General features: G+C 43.7%; 21 protein-coding genes, 1 riboswitch and 1 other annotated feature. Of the genes, 4 read left to right on the forward strand and 17 right to left on the reverse strand.

The window, feature by feature from the left end; translation table 11 throughout:
• Nucleotides 1-140: 140 nt before the first annotated feature.
• From aroF to ACFP56_RS18745, 5 genes are all read right to left on the reverse strand, one after another.
• Nucleotides 141-1,202: a 3-deoxy-7-phosphoheptulonate synthase gene (gene aroF / locus ACFP56_RS18725; RefSeq protein WP_379237433.1), complete on the reverse strand. Its 1,062-nt coding sequence runs from the start codon at nucleotides 1,200-1,202 to the stop codon at nucleotides 141-143.
• 229 nt (nucleotides 1,203-1,431) lie between these two features.
• Entirely contained in the window at nucleotides 1,432-2,403 is a 972-nt protein-coding gene (locus tag ACFP56_RS18730) for a 4-hydroxy-3-methylbut-2-enyl diphosphate reductase (RefSeq protein WP_379237435.1), read from the reverse strand.
• A 64-nt stretch (nucleotides 2,404-2,467) separates the two neighbouring features.
• Nucleotides 2,468-3,937, reverse strand: a complete 1,470-nt coding sequence (locus tag ACFP56_RS18735; RefSeq protein ID WP_379237437.1) for a sensor histidine kinase — start codon at nucleotides 3,935-3,937, stop codon at nucleotides 2,468-2,470.
• A gap of 4 nt (nucleotides 3,938-3,941) precedes the next feature.
• Complete coding sequence (locus ACFP56_RS18740) at nucleotides 3,942-4,634, reverse strand: response regulator transcription factor (RefSeq protein WP_379237439.1); 693 nt, start codon at nucleotides 4,632-4,634, stop codon at nucleotides 3,942-3,944.
• A 74-nt stretch (nucleotides 4,635-4,708) separates the two neighbouring features.
• On the reverse strand, nucleotides 4,709-6,391 hold the full coding sequence (locus ACFP56_RS18745) for a S1C family serine protease (protein ID WP_379237441.1): 1,683 nt from the start codon (nucleotides 6,389-6,391) through the stop codon (nucleotides 4,709-4,711).
• Between the two features lie 569 nt (nucleotides 6,392-6,960).
• Here ACFP56_RS18745 and ku point away from each other — a divergent pair.
• Nucleotides 6,961-7,794, forward strand: a complete 834-nt coding sequence (gene ku, locus ACFP56_RS18750) for a non-homologous end joining protein Ku (protein ID WP_379237443.1) — start codon at nucleotides 6,961-6,963, stop codon at nucleotides 7,792-7,794.
• 98 nt (nucleotides 7,795-7,892) lie between these two features.
• Here ku and ACFP56_RS18755 read toward each other — a convergent pair whose 3' ends face one another.
• From ACFP56_RS18755 to metA, 11 genes are all read right to left on the reverse strand, one after another.
• Nucleotides 7,893-8,543, reverse strand: coding sequence for a response regulator (locus ACFP56_RS18755; protein ID WP_379237445.1), 651 nt, complete (start codon nucleotides 8,541-8,543; stop codon nucleotides 7,893-7,895).
• 1 nt (nucleotide 8,544) lies between these two features.
• Nucleotides 8,545-9,582, reverse strand: coding sequence for a sensor histidine kinase (locus ACFP56_RS18760; protein ID WP_379237447.1), 1,038 nt, complete (start codon nucleotides 9,580-9,582; stop codon nucleotides 8,545-8,547).
• Nucleotides 9,583-9,584: 2 nt separating this feature from the next.
• Nucleotides 9,585-10,367 carry a cell wall-active antibiotics response protein LiaF gene (gene liaF, locus ACFP56_RS18765; RefSeq protein WP_379237449.1) on the reverse strand — a complete coding sequence of 261 codons (783 nt, stop codon included), beginning with the start codon at nucleotides 10,365-10,367 and terminating at the stop codon, nucleotides 9,585-9,587.
• Between the two features lie 209 nt (nucleotides 10,368-10,576).
• A complete protein-coding gene (locus tag ACFP56_RS18770; RefSeq protein ID WP_379237451.1) occupies nucleotides 10,577-11,965 on the reverse strand; it encodes a methyl-accepting chemotaxis protein in 1,389 nt (462 codons plus the stop codon).
• 223 nt (nucleotides 11,966-12,188) lie between these two features.
• Nucleotides 12,189-12,359: a hypothetical protein gene (locus ACFP56_RS18775; protein WP_379237453.1), complete on the reverse strand. Its 171-nt coding sequence runs from the start codon at nucleotides 12,357-12,359 to the stop codon at nucleotides 12,189-12,191.
• Between the two features lie 183 nt (nucleotides 12,360-12,542).
• Nucleotides 12,543-13,862, reverse strand: a complete 1,320-nt coding sequence (locus ACFP56_RS18780) for a uracil/xanthine transporter (RefSeq protein ID WP_379237455.1) — start codon at nucleotides 13,860-13,862, stop codon at nucleotides 12,543-12,545.
• Nucleotides 13,863-14,023: 161 nt separating this feature from the next.
• Entirely contained in the window at nucleotides 14,024-14,194 is a 171-nt protein-coding gene (locus ACFP56_RS18785) for a hypothetical protein (protein WP_379237457.1), read from the reverse strand.
• A 150-nt stretch (nucleotides 14,195-14,344) separates the two neighbouring features.
• On the reverse strand, nucleotides 14,345-16,282 hold the full coding sequence (gene thrS / locus ACFP56_RS18790) for a threonine--tRNA ligase (RefSeq protein WP_379237459.1): 1,938 nt from the start codon (nucleotides 16,280-16,282) through the stop codon (nucleotides 14,345-14,347).
• Nucleotides 16,283-16,374: 92 nt separating this feature from the next.
• Nucleotides 16,375-16,607: a binding site (T-box leader), on the reverse strand.
• A gap of 108 nt (nucleotides 16,608-16,715) precedes the next feature.
• Nucleotides 16,716-17,657, reverse strand: a complete 942-nt coding sequence (gene ytxC / locus ACFP56_RS18795; protein WP_379237461.1) for a sporulation protein YtxC — start codon at nucleotides 17,655-17,657, stop codon at nucleotides 16,716-16,718.
• 206 nt (nucleotides 17,658-17,863) lie between these two features.
• Nucleotides 17,864-19,021, reverse strand: coding sequence for a PLP-dependent transferase (locus ACFP56_RS18800; RefSeq protein ID WP_379237463.1), 1,158 nt, complete (start codon nucleotides 19,019-19,021; stop codon nucleotides 17,864-17,866).
• A gap of 38 nt (nucleotides 19,022-19,059) precedes the next feature.
• Nucleotides 19,060-19,977 (reverse strand): homoserine O-acetyltransferase MetA, encoded by a 918-nt coding sequence (metA, locus tag ACFP56_RS18805; RefSeq protein WP_379237465.1) that lies wholly within the window; start codon nucleotides 19,975-19,977, stop codon nucleotides 19,060-19,062.
• 81 nt (nucleotides 19,978-20,058) lie between these two features.
• Nucleotides 20,059-20,166: riboswitch (SAM riboswitch) on the reverse strand.
• Nucleotides 20,167-20,548: 382 nt separating this feature from the next.
• Between metA and corA the strand changes: the two genes are divergently transcribed.
• The 3 genes from corA to ACFP56_RS18820 all read left to right on the forward strand — a co-directional run bounded on the left by corA (nucleotide 20,549) and on the right by ACFP56_RS18820 (nucleotide 23,414).
• Nucleotides 20,549-21,484: a magnesium/cobalt transporter CorA gene (corA, locus tag ACFP56_RS18810; protein WP_379237467.1), complete on the forward strand. Its 936-nt coding sequence runs from the start codon at nucleotides 20,549-20,551 to the stop codon at nucleotides 21,482-21,484.
• Nucleotides 21,485-21,665: 181 nt separating this feature from the next.
• On the forward strand, nucleotides 21,666-22,568 hold the full coding sequence (locus tag ACFP56_RS18815; protein WP_379237469.1) for a LysR family transcriptional regulator: 903 nt from the start codon (nucleotides 21,666-21,668) through the stop codon (nucleotides 22,566-22,568).
• Between the two features lie 12 nt (nucleotides 22,569-22,580).
• A complete protein-coding gene (locus tag ACFP56_RS18820; protein WP_379237471.1) occupies nucleotides 22,581-23,414 on the forward strand; it encodes a histidinol-phosphatase in 834 nt (277 codons plus the stop codon).
• 94 nt (nucleotides 23,415-23,508) lie between these two features.
• Here ACFP56_RS18820 and ACFP56_RS18825 read toward each other — a convergent pair whose 3' ends face one another.
• Nucleotides 23,509-24,504 carry an S-layer homology domain-containing protein gene (locus ACFP56_RS18825; RefSeq protein ID WP_379237473.1) on the reverse strand — a complete coding sequence of 332 codons (996 nt, stop codon included), beginning with the start codon at nucleotides 24,502-24,504 and terminating at the stop codon, nucleotides 23,509-23,511.
• Nucleotides 24,505-24,601 lie beyond the last annotated feature (97 nt).

Genomic DNA, 24,601 nt, shown 5'->3' on the forward strand with positions numbered 1-24,601 from the left:
TGTAATTTCATCCAATCTGTCTACATGATTATTTATTGTTGCTAGTTACTGTAATCCATAAAAAAGCTGCTGCATATTGATCCAGAGGAAGGATCTGCATGCAGCAGCATAGAAAATACATTATTTGAAATTATACTCTACTAAATCTTCCATTCTCTAAATTCCTCCGCAGGTGCTTTAGGCGTATTAAACTCCTTGCCTACAATTGGAGCCAGTTTCTCCAGATCTTTAAGCAGTGCAGCAAACTGATCCGGGAATAGCGACTGTACGCCGTCTCCTGTCATGGAGTTGTCTGGGTCAGTATGCATTTCGATAATTAAGCCGTTTGCTCCTGCTGCAAGCGATGCTTTAGACATTGGCTCTACCAGCTCTCTGCGACCCGTACCGTGACTTGGGTCAGAAATAACAGGCAGATGGCTAAGCGATTGCAGCACTGGAATAGCGGATAGATCAAGCGTATTGCGCGTGTACGTTTCGAAAGTTCGAATTCCTCGCTCGCATAACATCACGTTAGGATTGCCGCCGGCAAGAATGTACTCTGCCGCATTCAAGAACTCATCATACGTAGAACTAAACCCGCGCTTCAGCAATACAGGCGTTCGAATCGTTCCAAGCTTGCGCAGCAAATCAAAGTTTTGCATATTGCGAGTGCCAACCTGCAAGATGTCAGCATATTCTGCACATACATCTACATATTCTGGCGTCATTACTTCTGTAATAGTAAGAAGACCATGCTTCTTGCCCGCTTCAGCCATCATTACAAGACCTTCTACACCAACACCCTGGAAGCTGTATGGACCAGTTCTCGGCTTGAACGCACCGCCGCGCAGTACTTGACCGCCTGCAGCTTTTACAAGTCGGGCAATTTCATCAATTTGCTCCGGACTTTCCACTGCACATGGTCCGCCCATTACCACGACATTGCTGCCGCCAATCTTTACGCCTTTTATATCAATAATCGTATCGTCTGGATGAAAATCACGGCTTGCCAGCTTGTAGGATTTGGAAATTTTAATAACATTCTCTACACCTTGCATCGACTTCAGCTGCTCGCCAAGCTGCGGGTCTGCTTGACCGATAATGCCAATAACGGTACGATCCGTACCTTTTGATACATGCGCCTGCATTCCTTTGCGTTCGATAAATGCAACAATATCATTCAATCTTTCTTCCGCTACATTATTTTTCGTAATGACGATCATATGAATTCTCTCCCTTGTTTGTGTGGTCTGCCTCAGCTTCAGCCTCGGCTCTATTGGATTATGTGTTGTATCAACATTTTACTTTCTCGCTTTTATGCTTATACGCTTCGACGCTTTTATGCTTTTATCTGATAAAGTAATCATACTTTCTTTCTCTTGTTCTGTCAACCCAAAACAGCTAGCTGCATACAAAAAAAGAGCCCATTTTGAATGGACTCGTTTTACAAGATTATTGCTTTATTTTAATTTTCGGTAAGATTTTAGTCATATTTACAGAACGAACAATTGGCCACGTAGACGGATCATTATGATCATACTGTGTCAAATAATCAATGACTTCCTTCGTCAAAGCAGTTGGCGTGGAAGCTCCTGAAGTAACTGCTACACGGTCAATCCCTTCCAGCCATTCCTGCTTCATCTCAGACAAATCAGCAATGCGATACGCTTTAACACCTGCAATCTGCTCAGACACTTGAGCCAGGCGGTTGGAGTTATTGCTTCGTGGATCACCTACGACAATACAGAGCTGTGCTTCACCTGCTTGAGATGCTACAGCCTCCTGACGCACCTGAGTAGCTAGACAGATTTCATTGTGAACCTCTGCGTGAGGGAACTTTTCCTTTAGCTTCTCAATAATGTGGCGAATATCCCATTGTGACATCGTTGTCTGATTCGTAATAAGAAGTGGCACATCGCTGCTGAAGCTTAGCCCTTCAATTTCGTCTTCCTTCTCAATCAAGTGAACCATATGAGGCGCAACACCGATTGCTCCCTCAGGCTCAGGATGTCCCTTTTTGCCAATGTAAATCGTATGATAGCCTTCGGCGCTTTTATCACGGATCAAATCATGCGTTTTAGTAACGTCTGGACAAGTTGCATCTACAACCGTCAGCCCTTTTTCGCGTGCCTTTTTACGTACCTCAGGCGATACGCCGTGTGCGGTGAAAATAACTGTGCCCGTTTCAATCTGATCTAATATTTCAAGTCGATTTGGCCCGTCCAGCGTAATGACGCCTTCTGTTTCGAATGCTTCTGTAACATGTGCATTATGAACGATCATTCCAAGAATATATATCGGTTTAGGCAAGTTTTGATTTTTTGCCGTTTGCAGAGCAAGCACCATAGCATCAACGACACCATAGCAATAGCCGCGCGGAGATATTTTAACGATTTCCAATCTTTGCACCCACTCTCTATACATTGCTTCTCTCTCAAACAGCCTGCTGCTAGAGACTGCTTCTATCTATTATAGTCGATTGAAGCTATTAGTTAAAGTCTATAGGCAGCCAGATTGTAAATGTAGAGCCTTTTCCTTCCTCCGTCGTAACCTCCACGCTACCTTGATGCTCATCAATAATCCACTTGGCAATCGCAAGTCCTAACCCTGTTCCAGCCGTTACACCGCGTGATTCATCAGCACGATAGAAGCGATCAAAAATATGTGGCACCTGCTCAGGATTAATGCCAAGCCCGGTATCGCTAATAATCCATGCCATAAAATCATCCTTACGCTCCGCCTTCAATGTAACCGAGCCTTCAGGCGTATACTTAAATCCATTTTCTATAAAAATAAACAGCAGCTGCTGCAAGTAGTCTTCATTGCCTTGAACGAATATTCCTTCCAGTGCACTAAGGTCACCAACCTCCCAGCTTGCCTGGCGCGGCAGCAGCTGTGCGCGCCGTACAACAGCTTCCGTTAACGCATAGACATCCACTGCTTCCTTCTCCATGACATACCCGGCATCAGCACGAGCGAGCGCCAGCAAGTCATTGACCAGCGTAGACATTCGCTTCGCTTCTGCCGAAATATCGGTCATCGCTTCCTGTGACAGCAAGAAGTGATCCTGATGAAACGGGATGATGCTGTTTGACGCCTCGACCAGCTGCGCCTGATTTTTCGTTTGCGACCACATTTTCTCTAGCAAATCAATATTGCCGCGAATCGTAGTGAGCGGTGTTCTCAGCTCATGAGAAGCATCTGATACGAAGCGGCGCTGGGCTTTATAGGCTTCGTCAAGCTCATTATAAGCCTTCTCCAGTCGTGACAGCATCAGATTAAGGGTATCAACCAACGTGCCAATCTCATCTTTTACAGGAGGATCAGGTATGCGAACACTTAGATCTGAACCGCGCTCAATGCTGCGTGTAGCATCAATTACTTTTTCTAATGGACGGAGTGCCTGTCGCGCGATAAGCATGCCAATGGAAAAGGCAATCAGCACCGCCAATATTGAAGCAATCAGCAAACTGTTCAGCAATCCATCGAGAAACTGCTCCTCATTATACGGAATCGCTCCTACCTGAAGCAGACCAACGAGTTCATCGTCAATGACAAGCGGGCGCTGATACGTAATCATATTATATTTTTTCGAACCGATAACTACCTGCGTCTCCACAAAGCCGCGTTGCGGATAGGCCGCTGCTGCGGGATAGGGAATATACAGATCCTGCTCAATCAAGTTCGTGGATCTACGAATAAGTCCATTGCTGTAATTGACAAGCTGAACATACATATCCTTCCCTTCAATACGTGACTGGCGATCCAGATTAAGATCAAGCGTATTGAAAAACGTCGTACCTACAATGCCTAGCTTGTCGCTTTGTGAGCGAACCTCTTCCTTTAGCTCGTTATACGTATTCCAGCTTATCGAGAAGTATACAACGCCTCCAAAAATCAGCAGTGCGCCAGCCAGCATTGCTGAATACCAAAGCGTTAGTCTTAATCGTAGTGACAATACCCTAACCCGCCTCTCCTTTAAGCACATAACCAGTGCCTCGCACGGTTACAATAATTCGCCGCAATCCGCCTTCTTCCAGTTTTTGACGCAGCATCGCAATATATACTTCCAACACATTAGATTCTCCGCTAAAATCATAGCCCCATATTTTTTCCATAATCGTATCGCGAGTCAGCACCCGTTTAGGGTTCTGCATAAATAATAGCAGCAGCTCATATTCCTTCGAGGTAAGCTCAATGCGGCGACCTGCACGCACCGCTTCTCTTGCATCAAGATCCAGCACCAAATCCTCGAACGTCAACACGCTTTCCTGCTTTTCTGCCCGATCGACCTTGCGACGAAACAGCGCTCTTGCACGAGCCAGCAGCTCCTCAAGCGCAAACGGCTTAACGAGATAATCATCCGCACCCAGATCAAGCCCTTTTACCCGATCCGAAATCTCATCCTTTGCCGTTAGCATCAGAATCGGCACTTGACTACCGCTCTCTCTAATTCGTCTGCATACCTCCATTCCGTCTATATATGGCATCATTACATCCAAAATAACTAGATCAGGCTCCTTCTGCATAAAGCTTTTCAAGCCATCTGCTCCATTGTTGGCAATAGCAACCTCATAGCCCTCAAATGCAAGCGAGCGTCTCAGCATCGACGTAATGCGATCATCGTCATCAACGACCAGTATGCTCTGTCTCATTTCCACTCCTCCTCCTTATGTACGATCAAACAAGAACGCAGAGATCACTCTCTGCGCTCCTTGTTAAGCTATCTTTAGTTTAAGTCAAATTGATTCTTATCGCCAATCTCAATTGGCAGCTTCACGGTTTGCCCGCTGCGGATAACGGTAAACTCAACCACCTCGCCAACCTCTCGGGCTTGAATGGCACTTACAACCTCGTTCATATTTTTCATCTTTTTGCCGTCAACCTCAGTAATGACGTCGTATTGCTTCAAATCGCCCTTATACGCAGGCGTATTGTAGTAAATGCTGCGAACTAAAGCACCTTCTGTGCTGCTAAGACCAAGCTGCTGAGCAAGACTTTCATTCAGATCCTGTAGATCGGCACCGATAAATGGTGCAGGTTTTACCGGAATTGGCTCATTGTTTTTCAATGAATCAAGCACTTCACTAATCGTAGAAGTTGGTATTGCGAACCCTATCCCTTGTGCGGTTGAGCTCACCGCAGTATTAATACCGATGACCTCACCATTCATGTTAAGCAGTGGGCCACCAGAGTTACCAGGGTTAATGGAAGCATCGGTTTGCAGCAGGTTTTTGTAATTGCGAGTCCCGTCTGTATCCGATATATCAATCGGGCGCTCCTTCGCACTAATGACGCCTACTGTCAAAGTATGGTCAAAGCCGTACGGGTTACCGATTGCAACTACCCAGTCACCGATTTTCGTGCTTTCCGAGTTGCCGAGCGGCAACGTTGGGAACGACTCATTGTGTTCTACTTTTAATACAGCAAGATCGAGATCAAAGCTCGAGCCGAGCAATGTCGCAACAAACGGCTCGTCATAGCCTTCGACGATAACGCGAATTTCATCTGCATCTGAAACGACGTGCTGGTTCGTTAAAATGTATCCCGTAGGGTCAAAGAAGAAGCCCGTTCCCATGCCAGATTGTCTAAGCTCCGAGGAACCGCCCTGTCCCTCCATACCAGGTATGTTGTCGCCGAAAAATTGTCTAAAGAATGGATCATTAAACAATGGATTCGAGCTTCCTCGTGAAGCTTTCGAGTACGTTTCGATTTTAACAACTGCAGGACTTGCCGTGCTGAACAAATCTGCAATATTATCAGGTCGATCCATCATCAAGGCGCTAGATGTCGTCGTTCCGCTGCTTGTATTTCCACCGCCAGCATTTTTCGTACCGCTGTTATAGCTAACGCCCTGCGAAACTACCGCATCCTTTGTAAACCAGTTTTGCACATCTGCTGTGTACATGAGAAGGCCTACCGCAACAACACCGGCCATAAAGGAAAGAAACATCTTTCCGAATCCACCGGAGTTTTTTTTCTGCTTGCCCCCCTCCAGTGAGTGACCGCCGCCGCTGGACGTCGTAAAAGGACGATACTGCGGCTGGGCTGGCTGGGCACTCGGCTGCTGGGATACTGAATGATAAAAGCTGCCATTGTCGCTAGTATGGCGGTTATATGTCGTTGCCTGCTCGTGTCTCGTCGGCTGTACTGCCTGCATCGGACGCGTATTTCCATAAGAATAATAGGTTGGACCTTGTGGTCTGCTGTCATTGCTGCCAGATGACTCAATGCTCTGTTCCTCTATGGGAGAAAATTCGGCATCTTCAACAGATGATGCTTGGGACTGATTGTAGCCATAGCTATCAGAACGATAAGTGTCTCGATCTCCTCCCTTGTCATCTTGCTGCTCAGGCTGTTGTTTGTTTAAGGATTGATCGTCTTTATCAAATGGATCGTTTCCGTTATTCATAGAATAACTCCTCCTATCTATGTGACACATTTATCTTGTATTGGATATCTCTATCTTGCACAAACTACCTTAAAACAAACTTAAAAAAAGGTGAAAAATAAATAAAATCAGCAATGAAAACACCTTTATTATAAAGCATTTTATCATATTAGCTGTCTAAATATGATCGAATTAATTGTAGTTTGAGAACTTGTGAGCATAATAAAAGTCACTGCAACATGAAGCAGCGACTTAAATAAAAATTGAACGAATTCGTTTTTTTCAACCTAGCTCATACATTACTGAACGCTAGACTCACCCACAGTAAATACATAATTATATACACCAAGTGCAATCCATAGAAAGATAAAAACACCAAGTAACCAATATATGCCTCTCTTTTTCATTATGACCCCCCCAACAATTGTTAAATCACCAATCACATTATAGTATAAATCCCATTAATTAGGAACTGTTGGTTTGTTTATTCACATTCATTACGCTTTAATCGCCAATAGATAAATGTACATGTCTACTTTTAATGTTTTGATACCAACTTGGACATATTAAGAAAAAAAGGAGGCGGTAAGATGCATACGGTATGGAAAGGTGCGATCAGCTTTGGACTGGTGCATGTGCCGGTCAAAATGCATGCAGCTACAGAAGATAAGGATATTCATTTTAGACAGCTGCACAAAGAATGCAAAATGCCGATTAGCTACGAAAAAAAATGTCCGCATTGCGATAAAGAGGTAAAAGCCGAGGATATTGTGAAGGGCTTCGAATATGAAAAGGATAAATTCGTTATTGTCAATCAGGAAGAGCTGGAGGCTATTAAACCAGAATCGGCAAGAACAATTAAAATTCTTGATTTTGTTGATCTGAAGGAAATTGATCCTATCTATTTTGAAAAGCCTTATTACTTATCTCCAGATATGGCGGGTTCAGATGCGTACAGTCTGTTAATGGAAGCAATCAAGCAAACAGGCAAAATTGGCATTGCCAAAATCAATATACGAAGCAAGAGCAGTCTGGCAGCCATTCGTGTCGTAGACAACTGCCTCTGTCTGGAGACGATGCATTTTCCAGATGAGATTCGCGCAATTAATCAGGTTCCGAACTTGCCACAGCAAACGTCCGTCAGTGATAAGGAATTGGAAATGGCCAAAATGCTGGTAGAGCAATTAAGCGAGGAATTTGACCCAACCAAATATACCGATGATTACCGAATTGCCCTGTATGAATTGATTGAATCGAAAATCACTGGCGAAAGTGTCGATATCGTAAGCACACCAGCAGCAGCCAAAACAAATGTGATCGATCTAATGGCTGCGTTAAAAGCAAGCATCGAAGCAACTAAACCAGAGCCTCCTGCTGCACCAAAACGCAAGCGCAGAACTAAAAAGACAGAAGAAGTATCATAATGATGCAGCTACTGCTCTGCAATCTGTCAATCGCTCCAACGCAAACAAAGCCCTTCACAAATGAGGGGCTTTACTTAATCTTGTCATATAACTAGCAGTTATTTATTTGCCCAGCCTTTGCGATGAGCAAGTACAGCCAGCTGTGTTCGATCCTCCAGCTCGCATTTCATGAGTAGATTGCTCACATGCGTTTTCACCGTTTTGATGCTAATATGCAGCTCATCAGCTATTTCTTTGTTCGATAGCCCGTCAGCAACTAGCAGCAGCACCTCTCGCTCGCGCTCCGTAAAGCTTTCGTCCCCTTGCTGCGTGCGCTGAACACGCAAACCGCGTGTCAACGACTGTGAAACCTCGGCAGACATAACTGGCATTCCTTTTAGAGCACCCTTAATTGCAAAAATGAGCTCTTCCGCAGATACTGTCTTCAGTACATAGCTGACCGCACCCGCTTCAATGGACTGATACACCTTATCGTCCTCAAGAAAGCTTGTTAGCATTACAATTTTTAATTGCGGAAATTTTGCACTAATCGCCTTTGTCGCCTCAATGCCATTCATAACCGGCATCATCAAGTCCATTAATATAAGATCCGGCAGCTGCTCACAGCCCTGTAAAAAACGAAGCGCCTCTTCCCCATTGCCCGCTTCGGCTACTACACGAAAGGACGGCTCAAGCATTAAATACGTTTTTAATCCCAATCGTACCATATCATGATCATCTACGATCATAATGTTTGTTATTTGATCCATGCTATAGCTTCGGCTCCTTCTCTATTAATTTCGGAATCGTCACTTTTACGATCGTGCCACGGCCTTCCTTACTAATAATTTCAGTGCTGCCGCTTAGCTTTTGTGCGCGCTCCTGCATCGTTGATAGACCATATGATTTGCGAGTCAGCGCCTCCTGCTTAAATCCTTTGCCATCATCCTCTAACGTTACAATGACACGATGCTCTGTTTCATACAATGTTAGCTGACAGCTCGTGCATTGTGCATGCTTGACGACGTTAGCCATTGCCTCCTGAATAATGAGAAACAGCTGATGCTCCTTTGCATCTGTAAGATCAGATTGAATACGATAATCCAATCTGCCTTGAATGTTGTTTTGTCTACAGTAATCGGGATACCAATAATTCAACGCCTCGGATAGACTCCGATTTTCCAGCTCCATTGGACGCAAATGTGCAATAAATTTTCGCATCTGCTGCTGAGCATTGCTCGACATTGTGACGAGCTGCTTCATAACCTCTTTTGCATGCTCAGGATTCAGCTCTTGAAGCTTTTGCAAAGATGAGGCACTCATATGGATTGCAAAAAGCTGCTGGCTTACACTATCATGCAAGTCCCGAGCGAGCCTTTTTCTCTCCTCGAAAACAGCAGTTTCTACGCTGGCTGCCTCTTGCAGTACCTTTGCCTCACCTAGCACCTGGATATAGGCGAGCTTCTGCTCTGTCTGCTCTAAAAAATCATTAAACTGCCGATACCATTCCCCGTAAGGATCATCTTCATCATACTGCACGCGTGCAGAATAGTCACCGTTATAAACATTTTTCACGGTATATTCCAGCTTTTCAAGCGCTGCACGTTCATTTCGCACAAGCAGCTTTACAAGCATCGCGCTCACAATAATCGATAGAAACAATACAAGAATGATCAGTGAAAACCAATTGACAAGCGGTTCGAGTAGCGCATAGACCGTTACAGCAAATACAGCTGTAAGCACACCGACCATAATCGAATGGATGTTCAATCCTAAACTCCCAATAAACTGCTTGCTGTTTTTGCTCATGATTAACCTACCCTTTTCACCTTGGCATCTCCGATAAAGGTAGATACTGTAATCATAATTCTACGCTCACACTCGTGATAGTGCGGAGTGCTCATTTCAGAAGAACGCATGATGCCTGATTCATGCTGATCCATTAACTTCGTATCACCTATAAATGCATTCATTTGAACCGAAACACCCAGTGTTACATCATTCGGAATAAAAATCTTCACATCGCCAATAAAAGCATGTATCTGAATTCTTGTTTCGCCAACCGGGATATGTGCTTTTGACAAATCGATCTTCATATCACCTATAAAAGCAGATAAATTCATTGGTCTTAGCTCCCAATGCTGTTTGCCATAATGCAGATCACCGATGAAAACAGAACGATTAATCGTCTCATAATCATTGTAGCTGTTTTTTGGGTTAGAGCCTGCTTCCGAAGAACCGTACGCATACGTAGTTCCGTTCTCGTTAGCTGCTGATGAACCATACGTATAGCTTGTATTAGAGTTGTCTTCAAACTTCTCAGGTTTTACTGAAGAGAATGGTTCGTCCATTGGCGGTGGTGGCGGCGGTGCCATATCTGGTTCATAATGATCCCATTTTTGCTCCTGCGTATTATTTGTGCTGGAGGAACGAATCATTTGAATACCATACATGATAACTGCACCACCTAGAAGAATAAGAATCAGCTTGCCCAGACTAATGCCGGTAAAGCCAAGCTGCTTGCTAACAAACCAGCCACCAATTGCGATAACTAGTATAGCTACTCCATACTTATCTAAAAAAGATCGTTTCATGTTCATAACTTCCTTTCTATAGCACGTTATATACAAAGTATAGCGGAGCAGACAATTTCCTATAAGCGTCGAGAGATTGAAGTTATCTCAGTCTAGAGACCGAGAAAAAAAGATCAATGCCCCATCGCGGAGCATTGATCCCTTAACCTGCTGTTTATCTCACAATACAAGTCATTACGTTTTATTCTCGAATCAGCCATTCTGGCAAGCTAATTTTTAATCGTTAAATCAATGCCAAGCACACCGACAATGACATTCTCCTCATTATAAATGGGAACAGATAGCGTCTGGCACAGCTGCTTGGTAATAGCAGAAACATAGTAGCTTGATTTGAAGCTGTCGCCACTCCTTGCACGCTGCCACCATTCTCTATTTTTAGCATTGAGCAAGCCAGCATCCGGAATGGATACAATAAAGGAGCCATCCGCATAATTGGACCATATCGCTTCTACTTCAGACTGCTTGTTAAGCAATGCTTTCAATTCCTCGCGATGAATCGATGGATCGAGTGATCTGATGGCTCGAGTTTGAGCTGCTGCCGTTAACCACGACATAATCGCTTCCGTGCTCGAATTGGTCACTTTGGATACGACATCGATTTCAACTAATGAAATTGCCTTTTTCAGATCATTCGACGCTTTACCCATATTGCTGCGAATGCGATCCAGCTTGGTGATCTGGTTGCGCTGGCTCTCATTCATGTTCACTGTATCCTGAACTGCTGTTAACGTTTCATTAACATACTCAACCGCTTCCTGCAAACGCTCGGTAACGTACGCGGTTTGCTCTGTTTGATTCGCGCTCGATTCCTTCATCTCATTAACAAGCTGATCAACCTCTACAATTCGCTCGGTAATCAAGTCCATACGCTCACGGTTCATACCCATTTCTTCCACGCTGCGCTCTACGGTAGAGCGCTCTTGCTCAACGGCATCGGTTACTAGCTTGACGCCTCGTTCAATTTGCGTGACCAGCTCTGTTGATTGCTTGACCGTATCATTGCTTTGATCTGCAAGACGTCGAATCTCTTGTGCGACAACGGCAAAGCCGCGTCCGTATTCTCCTGCATGTGCAGCTTCAATAGAAGCATTCAAGGCAAGCAGGGACGTTTGCGATACAATTTGCTGAATGAGATTATTCATTTCATATATTTTAGATGTTTGTTCTATTAAGTGCTCAATCTGTTTTGTCATTTCCAAGTTGTTTTGCTTTAAATGCTTCATCAGTTGTTCCGTTTCCGTCAATGACTGCTGCATTTCAAGCGTCACTTGCTTTGTACCGGCACTTTGTTCGGTCAAATGCATCGAGGCGCTGCTGATTTGGTCTGAAGCAGCAGTCACTTCTTGAAGAGAAGAGAAGGCTTCATTAATTTTGCTTGTTGCCTGCATGCTGCAGTTCGTTAGAGTCTGCTCCTGCTGCTGGGTTTGATCCGCGATAGTGCTTAGTTGCACCATTGTTTGATCAACTTCATCTACTGCTGCGACAAGCTGGTCGGAGATTACGATTGATTCATTGTATAGGCCTTTCATTTGATCAACGTAGCGTGAACTTTCCTGCGCCGTCTCACGTTTTTTCGCTGATGAAAATACGCTTATCATATGTGATCTTCCCCTCCACTCCTTGTTATATACAGGAATTATATATAAAACTATAGCATTAGAAAAGGGGAATACAAGCTTTTTTCGTTACATTTATGTTATTATTTCTGCCTTGCTTTTTCTGTTGCATATAAGCCTTCAACCCTTTCTTATCGTCAAGCTAAAAAAGCAACACTGCTCGCAGCATTGCTTTTAGCCATGTGGACAGAATCGCTTCATGGATTTATAATGCATATTCACGCAGCAGCTGTTCCGTCGTCAGCTCTTGCTTTTCCTTTTCTGCAATTCCTTGATCAGCCCAGCAGTCTCGGCATTTCTCCTCTGTATCACATTGATACGCGTTCTCGCAATGAAAGCAAAAGGTCAATAGATTTTTCGTTACATCCGTTGTCATGTCAACCACCTCATTTCTTTATATCTTTATTGTAGCAGTGCCTTATCGGTTGGTATGTGATTTTTTTCACTAATCAAAACACAAGCATGCTTTATTTAACTAAACGAACATACAAGACCACATCATAATAGCCTCTTCATCATTAGTCGCATCCCGATGATGAAGAGGCCGTAGCTATTCAGCTTAATTCTGAACTTCCTTATTGGTTTTTCCATCAGGCTGATCCCATTTCATCGTTAACTCCATAACAATAGAAAGCAACACACCCATCATGAAGCCATTGCTTATGAGAGGCTGAATGAGTGATGGCAAGCTGGTAAACAATAAGGGATCCGCCATCATTATACTTACGCCAAGCAATACTGGCGCAGCAATTCGATGTACCGTAACTGAATTAAAGCTATAATCGCGCACGCTTTTCAACGCAGTGCCAAACAGCTGCATGTAAGCGACAAACAATACTGCATTGCCTACTGTTATCGGAAGCTGTGCAAGTAATATCGCCAGTGACGGAATAACGCCAAGTAGTGCGATCATAGCGCCACCATATAAAAAAGGCTTCTTGTCGTAAATCTGTGTGCTTTCAAGGAAACCTATTGCTGATGCAAAAGGAGCATAAGCGACTAAGCCGAATAATGAACCGACAACGCTGTACAATCCAGTCAACAATAAGGAATTACGATATCGACTCTGTTGTGGCTTGTCATTATAAATAGCGGAGGCAGCCTGAATGGCTGCAAACGTATTGCTCATATTAAGCAAGCATGCAACAAAGGTCATGATGACAATTCCAAGCTCTAGATTTGGCTGACCAAGTGGAAAGAGCAGCAATCCTCCCGCTCCTGCCATGTTTTCCGCTTCAATGACCCCTGCTCCAGAGAACAGCAGCGAATAAATAGGCCATCCGACTATTATTCCGATGAGCAATGAAAAATTGCTAATCAGTTTATTTCCCTTCACTTTCAAAAATGCTACAAAAATGGCTACCGCAACTGAAAAGGCCGTAATGCCAATATGCATAGCGCCATCATTAGCTACACCTATCATGCCGTCAAAAAATATAACAGCTAACTGAAGCGAGAGCAGCAATAGAAACACATTCATCACCATCGGCTTAAAAAGCTTATGCACGAGTGGAACTGCCCCAAACACCGCTAGCAGCACCGTCACCACACCTGCAAGCAGCATGCCCGTTGCAATGCCGCCACCAACCTCAGTAAGCGTTAATCCAAGACTTTGAGCTGAAGCCGCTAATGTTAACATCATTCCCCATATGATGCCTGATGGTCCTTCAAGCAGCGGATAACGGTGTCCTATCCATCCTTGCAGTATACAAGCAGCTCCTGTTACGATTAAGGATGTGCGCAAGATTGATACAACTTCTCCTGTGGACAGTTCGAATGCTGCTCCAATCGAGACTGGAACAACGACCACATTTACAAAAATAAAAAACATCCATTGAATCGCTGCAAAAATGGTGACGTTGCGACTACTTTGATTCATACTCATCTCTCCCTGTACCTTAACCCTTAACGTTAATATGTAATGCCAATTCTCCTATCTTACCATATGTTGAAAACTTGTCCATCCGAACGAAAAAAGGCGACCAGCCTCTGAATTATCAAAGGATGATCGCCCTTCCAGCTAGCCACGCTAAGTACAAATTAACGTTGGTTGTTGTTATTGTTGTTGTTTTCCAAGTTGTTGTTATTGTTGTTGTTTTGTTGTTGGTTGTTGTTGTTATTGTTGTTCAAGTTGTTGTTATTGTTGTTGTTTTGCTGTTGGTTGTTGTTATTGTTGTTGTTTTCCAAGTTGTTGTTGTTGCGTTTAGTCATCGTAATCACCTCCGAAGCTTAGTATGGTTTTTTTTCGTGTTACTATTCATTCTTTTAACAATTAAGTTTGCGGTGATTATATGCATAAAAATAAAAGGCTAACGATGAACGTCCTAAAGACGCCATCATTAGCCTCGAGTGTTAAAAAGATTATTGTGCTTTTGTTGCAATATCCTTCTGAACAAGTGCTATAAAATCAGCAATCGGCATTGAGCCTATGTCGCCTTCTCCGCGCTTGCGAACAGATACGGAGCCTGTGCTCTGCTCATTTTCACCAACAACGAGCATATAAGGTGCTTTTTCAAGCTGGGCTTCACGAATTTTATAACCAAGCTTCTCGTTGCGAAGATCGCTTTCTGAGCGAATACCCGCATCAAGCAGCTGCTCATTGATTTGAGTCGCATACTCATCGAATGCAGTAGATACAGGAATTACCTTAGCTTGAACTGGAGACAGCCAAAGCGGCAACGCACCTGCAAAGTTCTCAATCAAATAAGCTGTCATACGCTCCATTGTACTAATAATTCCGCGATGAATAACGACTGGACGATGCTTTTTCCCGTCTTCTCCAATATATTCTAGCTCAAAGCGCTCTGGAAGAAGGAAGTCAAGCTGTGCAGTAGACAATGTCTCTTCTTTGCCAAGCGCTGTCTTAATTTGCACATCCAGCTTCGGACCATAGAAAGCTGCTTCACCTTCCGCCTCGAAGAATGGAAGACCAAGCTCCTCAACAACTTCGCGCAGCATACGTTGCGACATTTCCCACATTTGATCGTTTTGGAAGTATTTTTCAGTGTCCTGAGGATCGCGATACGACAGACGGAAGCGATATTCCTTAATGCCGAAGTCTTCGTACACTTTGCGAATCAAGTTAATAACGCGAGCAAACTCTTCCTTGATTTGATCTGGACGACAGAAAATGTGTGCGTCATTCAAAGTCATGGCACGAACGCGATGCAGACCAGTTAAAGCACCAGACATTTCATAGCGATGCATCGTACCCATCTCTGCAATACGAACTGGCAGGTCGCGATAAGAGCGCATATCACTCTTATATACCATCATGTGATGCGGACAGTTCATTGGACGAAGCACGAGTTCCTCATTGTCCATTTGCATAAGCGGGAACATGTCCTCATTGTAATGATCCCAGTGGCCAGAAATTTTATATAGCTCTACATTGGCAAGTACAGGCGTATAAACGTGCTCGTAGCCTAAACGCTCCTCCAAGTCCACAATATAACGCTCCATTGTACGGCGTACCTTTGAACCGTTAGGAAGCCATAGCGGCAAGCCTTGACCAACCTCTTTACTGAATGTAAACATTTTAAGCTCTTTGCCAAGCTTGCGGTGGTCACGCTTTTTCGCTTCCTCAAGGAAATGCAGATGCTCATCAAGCTGCGCTTTTTTCGGGAATGCAGTTCCGTAAATACGCTGAAGCATTTTATTTTTAGAGTCTCCACGCCAGTATGCGCCAGCAACATTTAGCAGCTTGAACGCTTTGATACGTCCAGTGCTAGGCAAGTGCGGTCCGCGACATAGATCGAAAAACTCGCCTTGGTCATACATCGTAATGACAGAATCCTCTGGCAGGTCGTTAATAAGCTCCAGCTTCAAATGATCATTAATGTCTGTATAGATCGCTAGTGCTTCCTCGCGAGATACCTCACGGCGGCGAATAGGAAGATTCTCACCAATAATGCGATTCATTTCTTTCTCTATTTTTACAAGGTCTTCAGGAGTCAGTGATTGCTCCATATCAATGTCGTAGTAAAATCCATCTTCAATGACCGGACCGATGCCAAGCTTCACGTCGGCATCCTTGTATAGGCGTTTAATCGCCTGTGCCATTAAGTGAGCAGTACTATGACGATATACTTCAAGTCCGTCCGCACTTTCTACAGTAACGATTTCTACTGCGGCATCGGCTTCGATTGGCGTGTAAACATCAACCACCTTGCCATTTACTTTGCCCGCAATTGCATTTTTTTTCAAGCCAGAGCTGATGGATGCTGCGATATCCTCAGTTGTAACGCCGGCTTCATATTGACGTACGGCGCCATCTGGGAAAGTGATGTTAATACTCATTTTTTGTTCCTCCTGCAATAGTTTTATACTAAGCTTAAGTAAGCTTAGTCAAGCGTGACAAGCAAAAGCTGGACGCAAAAAAGCACACGTCCCAAAGGGACGAGTGCTTGTCATCTCGTGGTTCCACCCTACTTCAACTACAAAAATTGCAGTCCTCGTACGATCTTATAACGGAGATACCCGGTACTGCTTAGTTTGCTCACGCAGTTCAGCAGTACAGCTTAGAAGTGGTACAGCTACGTGCATCTTGGAAGGAACTTTCAGCCTAGATTCCTCTCTCTGAGCCAGTGCGATCATAGTTGCATGTCTTCCTCATTGCTATTGAAGCATATCGGATAAGAGTTAAACTCTTATTATATTCAACATTATAAAAGGATTGCCAAAGTGCGTCAAGCCCAAGCATTGCTCTTTTAACTATTGGCATATCCATCCTCTATTGAAACGGTAGTAATTCATCATGCTTATGCCTGCACATCGGACACGTGTTGCATATTTGAGCACGGTCTCCAAAGATCGCTTTTACAGATCGTACAACCTGATAATCCTCATGCCTTGTATGCACGATAATCTTTTGCGGAGATGCAGATATAAGTGAACTAATCACTATATCTTCAATATTTATTTCGGTCTCAAGCATCTCTGCAACGATTCGATCATGCTCATGCTTGATTTCTAATGGCTTCATATGCTCATCGCATAATATGAAACTGCTTCCTTGCTCCTGTACCAGATGTACGAGCTCAGTCCGAGTTTCTTGAAGCTGAACAAAGTAACGCAACAGTGTCATAAACTCTTCATATTGCTGATCCAAAATATACTCATCAATGGCATATTCAATAACTTCCTTCAATTCTTGCTTGTAGCTGTGCATCCGAAATGCCATGTAGCCTGAAAAATCCAGCTCCGTATATTCCTCTAGATACGGGATGAGCTCTTCTGACACTTTATTTCTTCGTCTTGCTCGGTCTTCATCAGAAAACTTTTTGCCAAGCGGCTCCCAAGGATCATTATTAAGCAAATTATGACAATACTTCGCTACTTTATCAGAATCGATATTCGTCTGTCGGCATCTCTTCCTCAAAAGCTGAGCGATTATTTCATCTTCCCGTTCATCTACAATATACTGTCCTAACACAAAAGCGATAGCTTCGAGCATTGGCGGTCCGTGCTTCAATAATTGAAACTCTGGAAATTGGGGGATAATGTCAATGCGATATTCATTTGGCTTGAATTGCAGCGATATGGGAAAGCTAGGCTGCTGCTTCAAACGATTTCTTTTATGTATATCGCCCAACATCTCTTGCTTCAAGCGTTCTTGTATGTGTTGAACGTCTTGGTGGTTGAAATCATAAAAGTAAAGGGTCAAAAATCTCATAGCGATCACTCCTTTCTCCCCTAAAGTATATGGTCAATGAACGCTGTATATACAATGAAGAGATTGGCATACATGCTATAAATTATTGCCATCTTGTACGATTAATTAAAAAATAGCTGTACACAGCCTGTAATTTCATATGAAATCAGTGTGTACAGCTATTTCATTTTTATTTATTTTTAAGTAATTACAATCAAATTATATTATTACTGTGCAATCTCCTGCATCGCTTTTTCAAGCGCTTGGTCAAGGTCTGCGATCAGATCATCCACATGCTCAATGCCCACTGAAAAACGAAGCAGCCGATCATCAACCCCAACAGCGCGACGGATCTCCTCAGGAATATCAGCATGGGTCTGAACTGCTGGATATGTCATCAGCGATTCTACCCCGCCAAGACTCTCGGCAAATGCAATTAATTTGACCTCACGCAAAATTGGAGCGACATAACGAGCGTCCTTAACCTTAAAAGAAAAAATTCCTGTATTGCCTGAAGATTGGCGCTGTTGCACATCATATCCCGGATGATCGGGAAGTGCCGGATAATAAACCTCAGCTATTGCTGGATGGGTTAGCAAGTGATTTGCGATCGCCGTTGCATTGCTTTGATGACGCTCCATACGCAGTGCCAATGTCTTCATCCCGCGTGCAAGCAAAAAGGAATCCTGCGGTCCCAACACGGCACCGATTGAATTATGAAGAATTGCCATCTGTGCAGACAACTCCTCACCCTTTGTAATAATCAGACCGGCAAGCACATCATTATGTCCACCTAAATATTTCGTTGCGCTATGAATAACAATATCCGCACCTAACTCAATCGGACGTTGAAAGTAAGGAGTAAGCAGCGTGTTGTCAACGATCGTCAACAGCCCGTTGCTTTTTGCCCAACCAGTCACTTTCTCGATGTCAGTTATCATCATGAGCGGATTTGTTGGCGTTTCAATAAGTACTGCCTTCGTTTGCGGGGTAAGGCTTGCACCCAATTGATCCAGATCATTTGTGTCCACATAGGTTGCTGTAACGCCAAAACGGGACATAATGCGTTCCAGCAAGCGGTATGTTCCACCATATAAATCAAGGGAGACAATCAGATGATCGCCAGAGCTGAAATAGGCAAAGATCGTTTGCAGTGCTGCCATACCGGAGCTACAGGCAAACGCAGCATCTCCGCTTTCAAGCTCAGCTACCGCTTCTTCCAATACAGAACGGGTAGGACTCTTCGTACGAGCATAATCGAATCCCGTGCTTTCTCCTAATGCCGGATGACGAAAAGCAGTAGCCTGGTAAATCGGGAAGCTTACCGCTCCAGTCACATTATCCTTTTGTGAACCAATTTGTGCTAAACGACTTTCAATTTTCATCGCATGCTCTCTCCTATTCTTTTACGCTGGCAAGCAGCTTAAATGCCAGCACCAAGCTCATAAGGTGTAATCTGATATACATAATAATTCAACCAATTTGAAAACAACAAATTCGCGTGTGCTCGCCAAGTGGAGAGCGGCAGCTGATTGGGATCATCATTCGGGAAGTAATTAGCTGGTACATTGACGCGCAAGCCTTTCGCCTGGTCACGGTCATATTCAAATTTCAACGTAGTCGCATCATATTCAGAATGCCCCGTTACGAATATTTGCTTGCCGCCTTTGGATGCAACAATGTACACGCCCGCTTGTGCTGACTCCGACCATACCTCCAAATCCGCGACCTTCTCAATATCTTCACGTCGCACTTCTGTATGACGCGACTGTGGAACATAAAATTGTTCGTCAAAACCGCGAAGCAGCGGTACATGACGCTGGGTCAGCGTATGAGGAAATACACCGAACATTTTTTCTTCCAGCATATATTTTTTAATACCAAAATGATGATATAAGCCAGCCTGTGCTGCCCAACAGATATGGAAGGTTGAGGTGACGTGCGACTTGCTCCAATCCATTATTTGAGTAAGCTCTTCCCAATAATTCACTTCTTCAAATTCCATAAGCTCCACTGGCGCGCCTGTAATAATCATGCCGTCAAAATACTGAGACTCGATATCCTCGAATGTTTTGTAGAAACTGGATAGATGCTCAGCAGACGTGTTTTTGGACGTATGCGTTTTTGGATGCAGCAGTACGGCCTCTACCTGCAATGGTGTATTACCAATTAGACGAAGCAATTGTGTTTCCGTTGTTTCCTTCGTCGGCATCAAATTTAGGATCACGATTCGCAGTGGGCGAATATCCTGTTTGTAAGCAATGCTTTCGTCCATAACGAAGATGTTTTCACTTGTCAGAACTTCTTTCGCAGGTAAATGATCCGGGATTTTAATTGGCATAATGTTCACTCCCTATATGTCGCAATTTAAACAAAAAAGACCCTTTCTGGTATGAGAAAAGGTCTATCTATCGTAACCTCTCTCTCATCTCTCAGAAACAAAGTTTCCGCAAGAATTAGCACCGTACATGTTACCATGCCGGTTGCCGGGCTTCATCGGGCCAGTCCCTCCGCCTGCTCTTGATAAGAAAGTAGTCTATTCAATTTTAGGTCTTTGTAACATTACTTTATAGCATTTGCGGACTTCCGTCAAGCAAATTAACTGTTGAATGTTTCAAAGCCATCAGAGTATACTAGACAAGGGTTATCGCTGTTATTTTATACATCATTTTAATACAGCTGTAACATTCAACAACTATTATGGAAAGCAAAGGAGTGTGGGATCAAATGGGTGATGACCGACCGAGGACCACAGAACAGCTTATCGGGAAGCTTTCACGCCTCAGCATGACAATCGGTTGCTCAGCACTAAGCCTGCAGCTTCCTAGTTTGCTGATATCGTCAACAGCTGTTCAATAGCGCTGATGCCTGCGTGAAAAAAGCTTCCCCTTTGAATGGAAGGAGAAGCAAGCATGAAAATTAGACATGTTAATCAAGGAAATTTTACATTAGTTGATCATATTGAAGAAACGATTCAACCCCCTGCAACGGGCTTCTACTGGATCGATGCCAATCTTGAGGATTTGGTTGTGCTGCAGTCGATCTTCGGCATGCATGATCTTGCTGTAGAGGACTGCTTGAACGAAGAAGAACAGCGTCCGAAAATTGAAATATATGAAGACCATTACTTTATTGTGGTCAACAGCATTCGTTTCGATGATGAGGAATTTTTCCTGCGTGCACTGAATATTTTTTTAGGCAAGCATTATATCATCACGGTAACGAAGCAAAAAATCAATGAGCTGCGCCTTCTTAAGCCAATTTTGTGGGAGCAGGAAGTAAGTCGAGCCGACCAGTTTCTCTATCATCTTGTGGATTTGGTTATTGATAATTATGCACTTGTCGGCGATCGCATTGAGCTCAAAATCGAGGGGCTTGAGGAAGACATATTAATGCATACGAAAAAGTCTCATCTTAATGCAATCTACGGATTGCGTTCTGAGATCCTCTGGTTGAAAAAGATGCTCGGACCGCAGCGCGAGCTCGTTGCCCAGTTAATGAAGAAGGAACTTCGGCTTATTGATGACCAGCTTCAAAAATATTTTAGCGACGTCTACGAGAACGCCTTGAAGACCTCAGAATCATTTGATACGTATCGGGATTTGATGGGCAACTTGCGCGAGGCCTATCAATCTGCCGTCACAAGCAGAGCCAACGAAATTATGCGCGTGTTTACCGCCATAACGACCATTTTCATGCCGTTAACGTTTATTACAGGCATATATGGAATGAACTTTGATATCATTCCCGGACTGCATTTTAAATTTGGAGCCTATGTTGTGCTTGGTATCATGCTTGTGCTTGGCATCGGCATGTATATCATCTTTCGAAAAAAGGAATGGCTCTAGCACAAGCTTTAATTCAATACTCAGGCCATAAGCTGACCAGCGCCGCTTCTACTTGAACGAGAAGCGGCGCTTTTATTTGTTCATAAATGTTACCATATTATTTTGCCCAATCCTTTCAAGTTCGCTATAATAAAGGATAGCTTCATCGGGTGGATTAATTCGAAAAGGAGGTTTGACGAAATTGAATATAAGTCAACTAGAAACCTTGCTTACAATTTCGAAAACGATGAGCTTTCGTAAAGCTGGCGAGCTGCTGAACTTGACGCAACCAGCCGTATCAGCTCAAATCAAAAGCTTGGAGGAAGAATTCAATACCATACTGATTGATCGGAATCAGCCTGTCACATTAACGGATCATGGAAAGGTATTTTTGGAGCATGCTGAACGGATGCTTGCAATCGTCGAGGAGCTAAAGCAAAAGCTTACCGATCTTAACGATAACCCTCAAGGCCACATCGTTCTCGGAACTACAGCCTCCATTGCAGTCCAAGTACTGCCTCGCGTACTCTCATATTTCCAAAATCAGTATCCGCTAATTAAAACAACGATTCATACGATGCCCTCCGCACAAGTCATGACTGCTGTAGATAATGGAAACGTCGATATTGGGATAACCTATCTCTATGAAAAAACAGCAACGATCAGCTCATCAATCCTGTATTTTGATACGTTTCAGTTAATTGCAGCACCTGAAAATCCTTTAAGTCAACACGATTTTATTACGATAGAGCAATTGCAGCATATCCCGCTCATTATGCTGGCTCCAGATACACTTGGACGTCGCTTCGTCGATCAGATTTTTCGGGAGCATCGCATTCAGCCTAATATCGTGATGGAGCTTTCCAGCAGCGAGGAAGTGAAGCGAATGGTCGAGATCAATTTAGGTGCTGCCATTGTTTCCAAGCTGTCGGTTGAGCAGGAATTAAAAATCGGTACACTTAAGGTCATTCGGGTAGATGAGCTGCAGGCGACACATCCTGTAGGGGTCGTATATAAATCTGGACGCTATCTTAATTCAGCAATGCAGCAATTTTTGAACGATTTGAAAGGAATGCCAGAGTACCAATTTATGAGTGCAGAATAAGGAGTGAATATTATGACAGCCAATAAACGAGCTGCTGTAAAATTTGATTTACATACCCATCATGTTCGCTGCGGGCACGCTGACGGTGTAATTGAGGATTATATCGAGGCTGCTATTAATAAAGGCTTCCAGGTTATCGGTATTTCAGACCATACTCCTTACTTTGCGCATGAGGAGGATCAGCCATTTCCAGGGATCGCAATGGCAACCAGCGATTTTCCTAACTATGTAGAGGAAGTTCTGGCATTAAAGAGTAAGTACGAGGGGAAAATCGATGTTTTGCTCGGCATTGAGTCAGACTTTTTCCCCCAGCACTTCGATGCCTATAAAGAAGCCTTAAACAACGCACCATTCGACTATATTATCGGTTCTGTTCATCAAGTGTCAGGCGTTAGCATTTTCAACAAAAATCGTTGGAAAGGGTTGACCGATGCAGAAAAAATCGCAACGAAAGAGCTTTACTATGATCTAATCGCTCAATCCGCGCGTACAGGCTTGTTTCAAATTCTCGGCCATATCGATGCAATGAAAGGGTATTATCCCGAATTTTCCGATATTCCTGCTCAGCAAAAAATCGATGAGACTTTAAAAGTAATCGCAGACTGCAATGTTGCAATCGAGGTCAATACATCAGGAAGTACAAAGGCTGCAGGCGGCTGGTACCCGTCTAATGATATTTTGGCTCGCGCCTATCATTTTGGAGTGAAAATTTCATTTGGTTCAGATGCACATACGCCACGCCGCTTCGGAGAGGATTTTGATGAGGTCGCACAAGCACTGCGCGATATCGGCTATAAAAGCTGGGTGTACTACAAAAACCGCGAGGAAGTCGTTGTTCCGCTATAATTGAAAGCAATATCTCATAGTCTACTGCAAGCAATCCATAAACCGCAGCAACGTTATGGATTGCTTGCAGTTTTATTATGTTATCGTGGAAGCATTATATAAAATCAACGTACTGAAGCAGCCGCTGCATGGTTGCTGCAAGCTCTGCTCTAGTTAGTCGCTCAGTTGGCCTCAATCGGCCACTCTCCCCTTTAAATATTCCGAAACGAAGTACTGCGCATGCAGCGGATCTTGCCCACTGGGAAATCTCTTCGGCATCCATCCAGTTAGAGAGAGTAGATTCAGACTCATACTGAGCATCTATATGATCTCGTCTGACGAAAGCAACCGCTCGAGCGATGCTAACCATCGCCTCTTGTCTTGTAATTTCCAGTTCAGGGTTAAAGTTTCCGTCAGGGAAGCCATTCATCAAGCCATAGTTTGCGGCAATCGAAATCGCATCATCGTAGCTGGAGTATTTGTCAGCATCTGCAAACGCTACTCTCGGCATATAATGATATAAACCCAATGCCCGAACTAGCGTCAGGGCAAACTCCGCTCTTGTAACGCCTTGCTGTGGCAGATAGCTATTCTCATTGATTCCATGCACAATGAGTCGTGAAGCCATATCTTCAATGCTTTTTTGAGCCCAGTGCCCTTTAATATCGGTGAATGACTGCACGTTGTATACTACAGAATATTGACTATTGTAAATACTGTTGATTATAGCAAAGCACCGCTCACCTATATTCAGCACTTTTGTTGGTACTGGTCGCATCGCGCCATCCTTAAGAAAGATTACACCTGTTGTAATCTTGTTGGCATCTGTTCCAACTGGCAGCGCAATAAGACGTTCCACATAAGAGTGGAACGCTTTAATCTCAAGCTCCTGCTCATTCAGCACAGCAGCGATCCGGAAGTCTATAATCGGTGCTACAAGCTCTACTGGGCTGACTAAAGTATGCGGATGAGCTTCAACTGACATCTCAATATGAAGGTCTATCTCGGACGTCATAGACATACGTGTTCCAAACAATTGTTTCATCGCTGACGCATTCAGCTTTCTTACTGGCAATCGATGGATTCCATAATCTGTATTCGTGATGATCATTCCGCTAACTCCCCCAGTTCATAAATCGCTCAGGCATCATTGTGTGTAACAATATCATAATGCTCTCAACAAATTCTGAACAATCATCCACATCTCT

This window comes from Paenibacillus septentrionalis, from assembly GCF_042659865.1.
In the GTDB taxonomy this organism is placed as follows: Bacteria; Bacillota; Bacilli; order Paenibacillales; family Paenibacillaceae; genus Pristimantibacillus; species Pristimantibacillus septentrionalis.